This window comes from Aquamicrobium soli (assembly GCF_042646345.1).
In the GTDB taxonomy this organism is placed as follows: domain Bacteria; phylum Pseudomonadota; class Alphaproteobacteria; order Rhizobiales; family Rhizobiaceae; genus Mesorhizobium; species Mesorhizobium soli_A.
Genome location: NZ_JBHRTK010000006.1, coordinates 121,314 through 134,285 on the forward strand (window position 1 = coordinate 121,314; position 12,972 = coordinate 134,285).

Here is a 12,972-nt window from a genome sequence, read left to right on the forward strand (position 1 = left end):
GCCCTGCCGTCACCGTCACCGGAAAGGGAGAATGACATGCAAAGTCGAAAGCGAATCCTGGTCACGGGCGGCGCCGGTTTCCTCGGCTCGTTCCTCTGCGAGCGGCTGCTGAAGGAAGGCAACGACGTGCTGTGCGTGGACAACTACTATACCGGCTCGCGCGAGACGATCCTGCACCTGCTCGACGATCCCCATTTCGAGGTGCTTCGCCACGACGTCACCTTCCCGCTCTATGTGGAAGTGGACGAGATCTACAACCTGGCCTGCCCGGCCTCTCCCGTCCACTACCAGTTCGACCCGGTGCAGACGGTCAAGACCAACGTGCACGGCGCCATCAACATGCTCGGCCTCGCCAAGCGGACCAAGGCGCGGATTTTCCAGGCCTCCACCAGCGAGGTCTACGGCGATCCCGCCGTCCACCCGCAGACCGAGGACTATCGCGGCAGCGTCAACACGATCGGCCCGCGCGCCTGCTACGACGAGGGCAAGCGCTGCGCCGAGACGCTGTTTTTCGACTATCACCGCCAGTACGGCGTCAACATCCGCGTCGCCCGCATCTTCAACACCTACGGGCCGCGCATGCATCCCAACGACGGGCGCGTGGTTTCCAACTTCATCGTCCAGGCGCTGCGCAACGAGCCGATCACCCTGTTCGGCGACGGCCTGCAGACGCGCTCCTTCTGCTACGTCGAGGACCTGGTCGAAGGGTTCCTGCGGCTGATGGCGGCCCCCGACACCGTGACCGGGCCGATGAACCTCGGCAACCCCGGCGAATTCCAGATGCGGGAACTGGCCGAGATGGTCATCGCCCTGACCGGCTCCGCGTCGCGCATCGTGCACAAGCCGCTGCCGGCGGACGACCCGACGCGCCGCAAGCCCGACATCAGCCAGGCGAAGGCGGAACTCGGCTGGCAGCCGACGGTGCCGCTGGCCGAAGGCCTGGCAAAGACCATCGCCTATTTCGAGTGGAAGCTTTCGGCAGGCTCGGGCCCGTGGCGCGACCGCGCGGGCAGCGACCCGACCCGCCGCCCACCCGTGCCGGCCGCCGGCGTGACCGGCACCAATGCAGGAGCAACGCCAACGGCCCCGTGATGATGACCGACGACCAGCGCAAGCCGAAGCTCGTCTTCTTCCAGTGGGACCATCAGCCGAACGCGGGCGCGGCCGGCTACCTGCTCCTGCACATGCAGCAGCACGTCAAATGCCTGGCCACCCATTTCGACGTGGTCGTGGTCAATCAGGACTGCGACTACGCCGAGATCTGCGACCGGCATCAGCCGGACCTCGCCCTGTTCGAAAGCGGCTATCGCTCGCACGGATCGCGCCGCACGACGATCACCAACACCGCCGCGAACCCGGCGGTGCCGAAACTCGGCCTGCACAACGGCGACCCCTGGTGCGACCGGCGCGCCGGCTTTCTCTCCGACATGGAGCAGTGGGGCATCGATACCTTTTTCTCGATCAGCACGCTGATGCCCCGCTACACCGCCGAGCTTGGGGAAAACCTGTTCGTCTGGCCCAATTTCATCGACCCGGCGCTTTTCCATGACTACGGCCAGCACAAGGTCGTCCCCGCCATGCTGACAGGCCAGGTCTACAGCCTCTATCCCTGGCGCCAGCAGATATTCCCGCTGATCCGCGACCGCTATCCCTGCCTGGTCACGCCGCAGCACGACTATGCCAGCAAGGATGCCGGCGCCGCGCTGATCGGCGAGGCCTATGCGCGCGCCATCAACGCAAGCCTCGTCGTCCCCACCTGCGGCACCGAGGGCGGCGAGGTCGTGCGCAAGCATTTCGAGATACCGGCCGCGATGGCCTGCCTGGTCACCGAAGCCACGCCCGGGCTGGTCGCGGCGGGTTTCGTCGACGGGGAGAACTGCGTCTTTGCCGACCGGCACGACGTCATCGGCAAGCTGGAGCATTTGTTCGCCCACCGCGACGAGTTGCGGCGCATCACCCAGGCCGGCCACGACCTGGTCCATGCGCGCCACACCTTGAAGCATCGCCCGCAGATCCATCAGTGGTTCACGCTGAACCGCCAGTTGCGGCCGGGCGAGAAGATAATCCAGGTCGGACCGTTCGGCGACCTTGTCCGCGTCGAGCGCAAGTCCGGCCAAAACAGTATCCATATCGCCGAAGCCGCGCATGACCGCGCCCTGCTCCGGCAAGGTGACCGGCTTCTGGCGCAAGGCAAGGCGGAAGAGGCCAGGAACTGCTATGCGCGCTGCCTCGACTATGTGTCCTACCTGCCGGAGGCCCGGTTCGGGCTGGCACTGTGCGCGCTGAACCAGGGTGACCCAGACCACGCCGCTCGGCTGCTTGCCGACCTGATCGAGGTGACGACCCTCGACTATGGCGCAGCCGACCCGGACCCGGTCGAATGGGCCTATTTCCTGCTCGCGCTGATCTGCCGGGGCGACCTGAAACAGGCCGACAGCATACGCGACTTCTATCCGCGCCTTTCCCACCGCGAACTGTCGCGAACCCGCCACGCCATGGATCAGCTGACCGGCCGCTCGACGCCCGAATTCGCCCGCCGCTCGCGCAAAAGCCTCCATCAGCTTGCAAACCGCGACGACCGGCAATGGCTGGCCTGGCTGGCGGAAGTCCTCCAGCGATGCGGCCAAGATGGTCTTGGCGTCCGGCTGGGTCATTCCCAGGGCGAAGCGGTTTCCCGCCCGGCCCGGCGGCCCACCGGACACGGCCTAGCCAAATCGCTGAAAGCCCGTTCCTGCGCCGGAACGGATAAGCTAGTGGTCCTGCTCGGCCTCGGGCGGCGAAGGCCCAACGTGCCGCCGATGCCGGAGTTCCGCTATTGGGGACACCTGGCGCGCAACCTGGCGCGACCGATCTTCAAAAGACGCGGCCTGCTGCCCGTCGCGGCCGCATTGTCGAAGCGTCTCGGGCGCGCCCGGGTTTTCGTGACGAGCACGAACGGATCTGCCTCGCGCACGGACGTGCCGGGATGAACACGATCCGGCGATCCCTCGCTTTCTCGATGGCCGACAAATATGTCTCGCAAATCCTGCTGATCGCGACGACGGCGGCGATGGCGCGCATCCTGACACCGGCCGAAACCGGCCTCTACATGACCGCCAACGCGGTGATCCTGCTGGCCGACAATTTCCGCACCTTCGGCGTCGGCGTCTACATCGTCCAGGAACAGCATCTCGACCAGGCGCTCGTGCGCTCGGCCTTCACCGTCACGCTGGCGCTTTCGCTGGCGATAGGCGCCCTGATCTATCTGTGTTCCGGCACTATCGCCGCCTTCTACGCCGCGCCGGACCTGAAGACGCTGCTCGCGCTTTCGGCGCTCGGCTTCCTGGCCGTCCCGTTCAGCAGCCCGATCATGGCCCTGCTCCAGCGCGACATGGCGTTCCGGGCCGTCGCCTGCATCAACATGGCGGCGGCGTTCACCGGTTCCGCCATCACCATCGCGCTCGGCCTCGAGGGGTTCGGCCCGGTAAGCTACATCTGGGGCTTCGTCGGCGCCAGCTTCGTCATGGCGGCGCTCGCCTTCGCTTCGCGGCCGCACGGATGGATCTTCGTTCCCTGTTTCGTCGGCACGCGCAAGCTTCTGTCCTTCGGCATCGTTTCCTCGCTGATCACCGTCATCAACATGCTGTACGACCTTCTGCCGAGGCTCGCCTTCGGCAAGATCCTCGGCTTCGATGCCGTCGGCCTCTATGCCAGGGCGATCAATGTCTGCCAATTGCCAGACCGGGCCATCGTCTCGGTGCTGAATCCGGTCGTGCTGCCGGCCTTCGCCGCCGAGGCACGGGCCGGCGGCTCGCTGAAGCAAAGCTACCTGCACGGCCTCGCCCTCATGCTCTCCATCCAGTGGCCGGCGCTGATCCTGCTTTCGCTGCTCGCCAACCCGGTCGTCCACCTGCTGCTTGGACCGCAATGGGGCGCCGTCCCGCCGCTGGTGCGGCTGATGACGCTGGCCAACCTGGCGCTGGCCCCGGCGGCGCTGACCTTCCCGGTCCTGGTTTCGGCCGGGCGCATCGGCGATGCGCTGCGGGCAAGCCTCATCAGCCTCCCGCCGTCGGCGGCCATCATCATCGGCGCGGCATTCTTCAGCCTGGAAACCGTTGCGGCGAGCCTCCTCCTCGTCGCGCCGTTCCAGATGCTGGTGGCGTTTTTGTTCATCCGCCGCGCCATCGGCCTGACCGCGAGCGAACTGGCGCTGACCCTTCGCGGCAACGCCCTCCTCGCGCTCGGCTGTGCGCTGGCGCCGGTCCTGGTCGTGGCGACCTCGCCGTCGGGCTTCGACCTCACCTGGACCCGCACGCTGCTGGCGCTGGCCGGCGGCGGGGCCGGCTGGCTGGCGGCGCTGATTGCCGTCGATCATCCGGGGAAACGGGAGATCACCGGTGCCGGGACCTTCCTGATGGAGCGCCTGCTGCCGGAGCGTTGGGGAAAAGCCGGCCCTCAGCCCACTTCGCGCAGGATGAGGTCGTAAAGCATCTTGGCGGCCGGCGAGAGCACCCGGTTCCTGGCCGTGATCAGGCTGTAGGGCCTCACTTCGATGTCGAACTCGGTCGCCACCACGTCGATGGCGCCGCCGAGCCCCTCGGCACTCTGGATAAATCGCGCCACCTGCACCGATACTGGAGCGATCGCATCCGACTGCGCCACCATGACCAGCGTCAGCAACAGGGAACTGGTATTGAGGATGCGTTCCGGCAGCGGCGTGTTGCGGTTGAGGAAATTGGCCTCGATCGCCTGCCGCAGGGGCGAGCCGCCCGACTGGAACACCCAGTCGTAGGCGGCGGTGCGGTCGAGCCCCACGGTGCCGCCGCCCGCCGTCAGCGGATGGCCGCGCCGCACGATCAGGCAGGCCTTCTCGATGCCGATCACGCGCGCCTCGAACAGCCGCGGATTGAGGTCGTCCGGGATACGCGCGATGATGAAGTCGTGGCGACTGGCGATCAGCTCGCGCGCCAGCACGTTCGACGTCTCCACTTGCATGGTGATCTCGATGCGCGGATAGAGCCGGCGGATTTCGCGGATCGCCGGCACCGCCAGTTCGATCGCCGGCGCCGTCACCGCGCCGAGGAACACCGAGCCGCCCTTGCCCGCCTTCAGTTCGGAAATCTCGCGGTCGGCCTCGCGCATCTCCAGGAGGATGGAACGCGCCCGCTTGGCCAGCGCCTTGCCATAGGGCGTAAGCTGGATGCCGCGCGGCAGCCGCTCGGCGAGTTTCACCTCCAGCGCCGATTCCATCTCCGCGATGATGCGCGAGGCCGCCGGCTGCGAAATGTTCATCACCTGGGCGGCGGCGCTGACGCGGCCATGGTCGTCCAGCGCCACGATCATGCGCATGTGGCGCAGCGAAAGGCCGCTGCGCACCAGCTTGTCGCCGGCCGACAGGAAGCGGCCCGCATCCTTCACCAGATTAGCCGGATTACGCATCGGCATGACGACCCACCCCACCTGACCTCGCCGGCCAGTCCGGCGCCGATGTTCATATACCATCTTCGGTATATCAATCATCAGAAATCGCATTTGACAGTTATGTCAAAGCAACGGCAGGTTAACTTGCCTCCAGCCCTGAGCGCAGTCGATGCCGGCACCTGTATCGATTGAATCACCGGTTGGCGGCTGATTGGGAGGATACCGGATATCGACAGGACACGAAGCGCCCCAGGCGCTTCCTCTCACCCCGTGCGGCTAGTCGCCCGAGGCGTCGGGTCCATCAACAGGGAGACAGCAAGTGAAAATCATCAAGACATTGATCGCCGCGCTGGCGGTCGGCCTGGCGGCCACGACCTACTCGGCGCAGGCCCAGGACAAGGGCAGCGTCGGCATCGCCATGCCGACCAAGTCTTCGCTGCGCTGGATCAGCGACGGCAACGAACTGGTCAAGGCGCTGCAAGCCAAGGGCTACACCACCGACCTGCAATTCGCCGAGGACGATATCCCCAACCAGCTCGCGCAGATCGAGAACATGGTGACCAAGGACGTCAAGGCGCTGATCATCGCCTCCATCGACGGCACCACGCTGTCGGCCGTGCTCCAGCAGGCGCATGACAAGAACATCAAGGTCATCGCCTATGACCGCCTGATCCGCGACAGCCCGAATGTCGACTACTACACCACCTTCGACAATTTCCAGGTCGGCGTCCTGCAGGCCAACTCGCTGCTCAAGGGCCTCGGCTATCCGGAAAAGAAGGGGCCGTTCAACATCGAGCTGTTCGGCGGCTCCCCCGACGACAACAACGCCTTCTTCTTCTACGACGGCGCCATGAGCGTGCTCCAGCCGCTGATCGACAAGGGCGACTTCGTCGTCAAGTCGGGCCAGATGGGCATGGACAAGGTCGGCACGCTGCGCTGGGACGGTGCGGTCGCACAGGCGCGCATGGATAACCTGCTTTCGGCCAACTATTCCGACGGCAGCCGCGTCGATGCGGTGCTGTCGCCCTATGACGGCCTGTCGCGCGGCATCATCTCCTCGCTGCGGGGCGTCGGCTACGGCACCGAGGACCAGCCCTGGCCGATCGTTTCCGGCCAGGACGCCGAGACGCCCTCGGTGAAGGCGATCATCGCCGGCGAGCAGTACTCGACCGTCTACAAGGACACCCGCGAACTGGCCAAGGTCACCGCCGACCTGGTGGACGAGGTCATGCAGGGCAAGGAGCCCTCGCAGATCAACGACACCAAGACCTACAACAACGGCGTCAAGGTCGTCCCCTCGGTGCTCCTGACGCCCTACGAGGTCGACAAGTCGAACTACAAGGAAAAGGTCGTCGACTCCGGCTACATCAAGGCCGCAGACCTGCAGTAACGCACCCTGCAAGGGGCTCCGCGCACCCGCGCGGGGCCCTTTTTAATCCGCAACCACGCAAGTATCATTCGCCACTGCCGCCCGCGGCGGTTCACCCGGCAACCATGGGTTCGCTATGGAAAAGACCATTCTGGAGATGCGCGGCATCACCAAGACCTTTCCCGGCGTAAAAGCGCTTCAGGACGTCACCCTGGAGGTGCGCGAGGGCGAAATCCACGCCATCGTCGGCGAGAACGGGGCCGGCAAGTCCACGCTGATGAAGGTGCTGTCCGGCGTCTATCCGCACGGCACCTATAGCGGCGACATCCATTTCCTCGGCCAGGAATGCCGCTTCTCCGGCATCCACGACAGCGAGAAGGTCGGTATCGTCATCATCCACCAGGAACTGGCGCTGGTGCCGCTCTTGTCGATCGCGGAAAACATCTTCCTCGGCAACGAGCAGGCGCATTACGGCGTCATCGACTGGAACGTGGTGCGCTCGCGCGCCGCCAGGCTGCTCGAGCGCGTCGGCCTGCGCGAGCATCCCGACACCCTCATCACCAATATCGGCGTCGGCAAGCAGCAACTGGTCGAAATAGCCAAGGCGCTGTCGAAGGAGGTCAAGCTCTTGATCCTCGACGAGCCGACCGCCTCGCTCAGCGAAAAGGACAGCGACGCGCTGTTGTCCCTTTTGGTCGACTTCAAGCAGAAGGGCATCGCCTCGATCCTGATTTCGCACAAGCTCAACGAGGTGGGCAAGGTCGCCGACCGCATCACCGTGCTGCGCGACGGCAAGACCATCGAGACCCTCGACGCGCAGGACATCAGCGAGGCGCGCATCATCACCTCGATGGTCGGCCGTTCGCTGGACGACCGCTTCCCCGCGCGCACGCCCGATATCGGCGAGACCATTTTCGAGGTGAAGGACTGGGTGGTCCATCACCCGCAGCACGCCGACCGGCGGATCGTGAAAGGCGTCAACCTTTCCGTGCGCAAGGGCGAGGTCGTCGGCATCGCCGGGCTGATGGGCGCCGGCCGCACCGAATTCGCCATGAGCGTGTTCGGCAAAAGCTACGGCCAGGGCATCAGCGGCGAGGTCTTCCTGCACGGCCGAAAGATCGACACCTCGACGGTCGACCGCGCCGTCAGCCACGGCATCGCCTACGCGACGGAGGATCGGAAGACCTTCGGCCTCAACCTCATCGACCACATCAAGCACAACATCACCATCGCCAATCTCGACGCGGTTTCGAAGGCAGGCGTGCTCGACGACATGCGCGAACTGAACGCCGCCAACGACTACCGCAAGAGGACCAACATCCGCTCCTCCAGCGTCTACCAGATCACCGGCAACCTTTCGGGCGGCAACCAGCAGAAGGTGGTGCTGTCGAAATGGCTGTTCTCCGCGCCCGACATGCTGATCCTCGACGAGCCGACGCGCGGCATCGACGTCGGCGCCAAATACGAGATCTACACCATCATCAACCGGCTCGCGGACGAGGGTAAGGGCGTGCTGGTGATCTCGTCGGAAATGCCCGAACTGCTCGGCATCTGCGACCGCATCTATGTCATGAACGAAGGCCGCGTGGTCGGTGAACTGCCGGCAGCGGAGGCATCGCAGGAAAAAATCATGCGCATGATCGTCCACGGGGAGGCCAGAAAAGCATCATGAGCACCGAAACCCTTTCCAACGCCGAGCGCAACGCCCGCGCCTCCGCCATGAGCGCGCTCAAGGAAAACCTGCGCGACTACGGCCTCGTCATCGCACTGATCCTGATCATGCTGTTCTTCCAGTATTTTACCGGCGGCGTGCTGTTCAAGCCGGTGAACCTGACCAACATCGTGCTGCAGAACAGCTATATCATCATCATGGCGCTCGGCATGCTGCTGGTCATCGTCGCCGGGCACATCGACCTGTCGGTCGGCTCGGTGTCGGGCTTCGTCGGCGCCATCGCCGCCGTGCTGATGGTGCAATACCACATGAACCCGTTCCTGGCCGGGCTGATCTGCCTGATCGCCGGCGGCGTCATCGGCGCCAGCCAGGGCTACTGGATCGCTTATCTGAAGATCCCCTCCTTCATCGTCACGCTGGCCGGCATGCTGGTGTTCAAGGGGCTGGCGCTGTGGCTGCTCGGCGGCATGTCGGTCGGGCCGTTCCCGCGCGAATTCCAGTTGCTGTCGGCCGGCTTCATCCCCGACGTCATCGGCCCGATCACCATCGGCGCCACAAAACTTCACTCGACCACGCTGGTCATCGGCGTCGCCATCGTCGCTGCCATGCTCTATTTCAGCCTGAGAAGCCGCCGCAGCCGCGAAAGCCACGGCTACGAGGCCGAGCCGTTCTCGCTGTTCGTGGTCAAGAACCTGATCATCTCGGCGGTGGTGCTGTTCCTCATCACCATGATGGCCTCCTACAAGGGCCTGCCCAACGTGCTGATCGTCATGGGGCTGCTGATCGCGATCTTCGTGTTCCTCACCAAGCGCATGACCATCGGCCGGCGCATCTACGCCATGGGCGGCAACGTCAAGGCGGCCGCTCTTTCCGGCATCAAGACCGAGCGGCTGACCTTCATCGTCTTCATCCTGATGGGCGTGTTGTCGGCGCTGGCCGGGCTGATCTTCGCCGCCCGCCTCAACACGGCGACGCCCAAGGCGGGCCTCGGCTTCGAACTGGACGTGATCGCAGCCGTCTTCATCGGCGGCGCCTCGATGGCCGGCGGCTCGGGCCAGGTCGCAGGCGCCGTCATCGGCGCCTTCATCATGGGCGTGATGAACAACGGCATGTCGATCATGGGCGTCAACATCGACTGGCAGCAGGTCATCAAGGGCCTGGTGCTGCTCGGCGCGGTCGTCTTCGACGTCTACAACAAGAACAAGTCCTGAAGCGGACAGGAGCGATAATGCTGATCTCCCAGATACTCGACGACAGCGAGACCATCCGCGTCGCCGCCCGCGAAAGCGGCGGCAAGGCCCGCATCGTCAACGGCGCGCGCAGCGTCTACTCGCTGGCGCTGGAGGCGGCGCGAACTGGCTCAGGCCTCGCTGCGCTGATCGAGCGCAAGGGGCTGGGCGAGACCGTCGACCTGGAGGCTGCCTGCCGCAAGGGCTGGCTGCTTTCGCCGATCAATCATCCGGACCCCGCGCATCTGCATTTGACGGGAACTGGCCTCACCCATCTCGGCTCCGCCGCCGCCCGCGATTCCATGCACAAGAAGCTCGACGCCTCGCAGGAGGAGCAGCTTACCGATTCCATGAAGATGTTCCGCATGGGGCTGGAAGGCGGCAAGCCGGCCAACGGCGGCATCGGCGTGCAGCCGGAATGGTTCTACAAGGGCAACGGCACCATGGCGGTCGCGCCTGGCGCACCGCTCGTCTCGCCCTCCTTCGCCGCTGATGCCGGCGAGGAGGCGGAGATCGCCGGCATCTATGTCATCGGCGACGACGGCCAGCCGTTCCGCGTCGGCTTCACGCTGTCCAACGAATTCTCCGACCACGTGACCGAGCGTGTGAACTATCTGTGGCTCGCCCACTCCAAGCTGCGCAATGCCTCCTTCGGCCCGGAAATCCTCATCGGCGACCTGCCCGCCGATGTCCGCGGCACCTCGCGCATCCTGCGCGACGGCAAGGTTTTCTGGGAAAAGCCGTTCCTGTCGGGCGAGGCGAACATGTCGCACACCATCGCCAACCTCGAGCACCACCATTTCAAATATGCCGCCTTCCGCCAGCCGGGCGACGTGCATGTGCATATGTTCGGCACCGCGACCCTGTCGTTCGTCGACGGCGTCACGACGAAGGCGGGCGATACCTTCGAGATCGAGGCGCGGGAATTCGGCCTGCCGCTGCGCAATCCGGTCGAGTTCGAGACACCGACGACGGTGGCGGTCAGGGCCCTGTAGGCGCGGACGAGCAGCCCGCACCTACAGGCAGGCAGCCGCTCAGGCGGCGCTGTCGTTGTCGGCGCGATAGGGCTGCGGCTCGATGCCGTTGAAGAACGACCAGAAGCTCTCATAGACCAGGTCGGGACGGTGCTCGGCCGGATAGTGCCCCGTCGGGATCGCCCAGCCCCGCAGGTCCGGCGCCCATGGCGACCACGCCTTCATCACCGGCAGGTGGCGGCCGACATGGCTGTTCGAACCCCACAGCACCAGCACCGGGCACTCGATCTTCTTCTTGCCGAAGTCGGCGGTATCCAGTGCCAGGTCGATGGTGACGGTGGCGCGGTAGTCCTCGCACACGGCATGGATCTGCTCCGGCGTCGTGCAGCGGGCATATTCCTTGAACGCCTCGGGCGTGAATATCTGCAGGCCGACGCCCTTCTTGTTCAGCTTGTACTGGATGTAATAGTCGAGGTCGGCGCAGATCAGCTTTTCCGGGAACGGCGCCTTCTGCGCCATGAAGAACCAGTGGTAGCTTTCGAGGCCCCAGCCCATCGTCACGTTGGTGAGCAGATGGTGGGTCGGGATGATGTCCAGCGCGGCAAAATGCGTGATCCGGTCGGGCTGGTCGAGCGCCATGCGGAAGCCGGTGCGCGCACCGCGATCGTGCCCGGCCAGAGCGAATTTTTCGAAGCCGAACTCGCTCATCACGTCGAAGCCGTCCTCGCCCATGGCGCGGAAGCTGTAGGCCGCGTGGTCGGGACCGCCGTCAGGCTTGGAACTGTCGCCATAGCCGCGCAAATCCATGGCCACCACGGTGAACGACTTGGCCAGCGAAGGCGCGATGCAGTGCCAGCCGACATGCGTCAGCGGGTTGCCATGCAGCAGAAGCAGCGGCGGACCGTTGCCGGCGACCGCCACGTTGATCTCCGCTCCCCGCGTCTTGATGCGGCGATAGGAGAACCCCTCCATCAAGCTTTTGTGATTCGTTTCCAGCGGCGGCATGGACGCGGCAACGGGGGACGGACTGGTCTGGCTGGTCATGTTACACCTCCTGAAAGCGCGCCAACCTTGCGCCAAAATTGAATACTGTCAACAATTTTCAGTTGACTTTCCCATCCCACGGCGCGACACCAAATTCCGATTACGGCAGTTCCCAAGCCCGAGGTGAATTCGATGGCCGCTCCCTCCCTTCAGCCTTCCACCTTACCGCGTCTTGCCCTGCTCCTGGGCGACATGACCGGCATCGGGCCCGAACTCGTGGCGCGCGTGGTCGCCGACCGGCGGCTGGCCGACGTTGCCCGCATTGCGGTCCTGGGCGATCGCCGCGTGCTGGAAATGGGCGCCCGCGACGCCGGGGTCGTGCTGTCGATCAGGACCGTGGGAAACGCCGCCGCCATCGACTGGAGCGCGCCGGAAACGCCACTCATCGACCTAGCCAACATCGATCCGGCCACCCTGCCGCGCGGCGAGGTTTCGGCTAAGTCGGGCAAGCTGACCGGCGACACGCTGGCCGAAGCCGTCCGGCTGGCGGTGAGGGGCGACTTCGACGCCATCACCTTCGCCCCGCTGAACAAGGCGGCGCTGCATGCCGGCGGCTGGAAATTCCCGGACGAGCACAAGATGTTCGCCCATCTGCTCGATCACAAGGGCTACTTTTCCGAGATGAACGTGCTCGACGGCCAGTGGATGTCGCGCGTCACCTCGCATGTCTCGCTGCGCACCGCGCTCGACCAGATCACGCATGACAGCATCATCGAGGCGATCGAACTGGTCGACCGCACCATGCGGCGGGCGGGCATCGCATCGCCCCGCATCGCCATCGCCGCGCTCAACCCGCATGCCGGCGAAAACGGATTGTTCGGGCGCGAGGAGATCGACCTGATCGGCCCGGCCGTCAGGGCGGCGGCCGCCACCGGCATCGACTGCAAGGGCCCCTTCCCGGCCGACACCATCTACCTCAAGGCCTTCGCCGGCGAGTATGACAGCGTCGTCGCCATGTATCACGACCAGGGCCAGATCGCGACCAAGCTGCGCGGCTTCAACCGCGGCGTCACCGTGACGGCGGGGCTCGACACCGTCTTCACCACGCCGGCGCATGGCACCGCTTTCGACATCGTCGGCAAGGGCGTCGCCTCGACCGGCGCGCTCGAAAGCGCTATCCGGCTCGCCGCCCAGCTCGCCGGCCGCAACAGCGCCGCCGGCACCCCTAGCGCGCCGCGCGTCCTTCCGGACGCACAAGGCGCGCGCTAGCCTTTTTGATGGAGCATCGGGTTATCCGAAAACCGCGTACACTTTTCGGCCCGATGCTTTAGGCACCCGCAATCA

Annotated in this window: 10 protein-coding genes; 8 read left to right on the plus strand and 2 right to left on the minus strand. The window is 65.2% G+C overall.

Annotated features, from left to right (window positions below):
- Window positions 1-36: 36 nt before the first annotated feature.
- From ACFOHJ_RS05815 to ACFOHJ_RS05825, 3 genes are read left to right on the plus strand one after another with little or no spacing between them, the layout of a single operon-like run.
- Window positions 37-1,092 (plus strand): UDP-glucuronic acid decarboxylase family protein, encoded by a 1,056-nt coding sequence (locus ACFOHJ_RS05815; protein ID WP_378219433.1) that lies wholly within the window; start codon window positions 37-39, stop codon window positions 1,090-1,092.
- Window positions 1,092-2,969: a glycosyltransferase family protein gene (locus ACFOHJ_RS05820; RefSeq protein ID WP_378219435.1), complete on the plus strand. Its 1,878-nt coding sequence runs from the start codon at window positions 1,092-1,094 to the stop codon at window positions 2,967-2,969. The genes ACFOHJ_RS05815 and ACFOHJ_RS05820 overlap by 1 nt, the downstream gene beginning before the upstream one ends.
- A complete protein-coding gene (locus ACFOHJ_RS05825) occupies window positions 2,966-4,465 on the plus strand; it encodes a lipopolysaccharide biosynthesis protein (protein ID WP_378219437.1) in 1,500 nt (499 codons plus the stop codon). Before ACFOHJ_RS05820 ends, ACFOHJ_RS05825 begins: the two co-directional genes overlap by 4 nt.
- Here the strand turns inward: ACFOHJ_RS05825 and ACFOHJ_RS05830 are convergent.
- A complete protein-coding gene (locus tag ACFOHJ_RS05830; RefSeq protein ID WP_378219614.1) occupies window positions 4,435-5,418 on the minus strand; it encodes a LysR family transcriptional regulator in 984 nt (327 codons plus the stop codon). The genes ACFOHJ_RS05825 and ACFOHJ_RS05830 overlap by 31 nt on opposite strands.
- A gap of 301 nt (window positions 5,419-5,719) precedes the next feature.
- Here ACFOHJ_RS05830 and chvE point away from each other — a divergent pair, with 301 nt between their 5' ends.
- The 4 genes from chvE to araD1 all read left to right on the plus strand — a co-directional run bounded on the left by chvE (window position 5,720) and on the right by araD1 (window position 10,665).
- Entirely contained in the window at window positions 5,720-6,790 is a 1,071-nt protein-coding gene (chvE, locus tag ACFOHJ_RS05835; RefSeq protein WP_378219439.1) for a multiple monosaccharide ABC transporter substrate-binding protein, read from the plus strand.
- A 115-nt stretch (window positions 6,791-6,905) separates the two neighbouring features.
- Window positions 6,906-8,441, plus strand: a complete 1,536-nt coding sequence (mmsA, locus tag ACFOHJ_RS05840) for a multiple monosaccharide ABC transporter ATP-binding protein (protein WP_378219441.1) — start codon at window positions 6,906-6,908, stop codon at window positions 8,439-8,441.
- The gene (gene mmsB, locus ACFOHJ_RS05845; protein ID WP_378219443.1) at window positions 8,438-9,652 is read left to right on the plus strand and encodes a multiple monosaccharide ABC transporter permease; all 1,215 of its coding nucleotides are present in this window, start codon (window positions 8,438-8,440) and stop codon (window positions 9,650-9,652) included. The genes mmsA and mmsB overlap by 4 nt, the downstream gene beginning before the upstream one ends.
- Before the next feature lie 17 nt (window positions 9,653-9,669).
- Entirely contained in the window at window positions 9,670-10,665 is a 996-nt protein-coding gene (araD1, locus tag ACFOHJ_RS05850) for an AraD1 family protein (protein ID WP_378219445.1), read from the plus strand.
- Between the two features lie 39 nt (window positions 10,666-10,704).
- Here araD1 and ACFOHJ_RS05855 read toward each other — a convergent pair whose 3' ends face one another.
- Window positions 10,705-11,688 carry an alpha/beta fold hydrolase gene (locus ACFOHJ_RS05855; protein WP_378219447.1) on the minus strand — a complete coding sequence of 328 codons (984 nt, stop codon included), beginning with the start codon at window positions 11,686-11,688 and terminating at the stop codon, window positions 10,705-10,707.
- 132 nt (window positions 11,689-11,820) lie between these two features.
- Between ACFOHJ_RS05855 and ACFOHJ_RS05860 the strand changes: the two genes are divergently transcribed.
- Window positions 11,821-12,897, plus strand: a complete 1,077-nt coding sequence (locus ACFOHJ_RS05860) for a PdxA family dehydrogenase (protein ID WP_378219449.1) — start codon at window positions 11,821-11,823, stop codon at window positions 12,895-12,897.
- Window positions 12,898-12,972 lie beyond the last annotated feature (75 nt).

What these genes read in the sequence shown, in the direction of transcription:
- mmsA (WP_378219441.1), top strand. Translation starts at nt 6,906, where the DNA reads ATGGAAAAGACCATTCTGGAGATGCGCGGCATCACCAAGACCTTTCCC.
- ACFOHJ_RS05860 (WP_378219449.1), top strand. Translation starts at nt 11,821, where the DNA reads ATGGCCGCTCCCTCCCTTCAGCCTTCCACCTTACCGCGTCTTGCCCTG.
- ACFOHJ_RS05820 (WP_378219435.1), top strand. Translation starts at nt 1,092, where the DNA reads ATGATGACCGACGACCAGCGCAAGCCGAAGCTCGTCTTCTTCCAGTGG.
- mmsB (WP_378219443.1), top strand. Translation starts at nt 8,438, where the DNA reads ATGAGCACCGAAACCCTTTCCAACGCCGAGCGCAACGCCCGCGCCTCC.
- ACFOHJ_RS05815 (WP_378219433.1), top strand. Translation starts at nt 37, where the DNA reads ATGCAAAGTCGAAAGCGAATCCTGGTCACGGGCGGCGCCGGTTTCCTC.
- ACFOHJ_RS05825 (WP_378219437.1), top strand. Translation starts at nt 2,966, where the DNA reads ATGAACACGATCCGGCGATCCCTCGCTTTCTCGATGGCCGACAAATAT.
- ACFOHJ_RS05830 (WP_378219614.1), bottom strand. Translation starts at nt 5,418, where the DNA reads ATGCGTAATCCGGCTAATCTGGTGAAGGATGCGGGCCGCTTCCTGTCG.
- araD1 (WP_378219445.1), top strand. Translation starts at nt 9,670, where the DNA reads ATGCTGATCTCCCAGATACTCGACGACAGCGAGACCATCCGCGTCGCC.
- ACFOHJ_RS05855 (WP_378219447.1), bottom strand. Translation starts at nt 11,688, where the DNA reads ATGACCAGCCAGACCAGTCCGTCCCCCGTTGCCGCGTCCATGCCGCCG.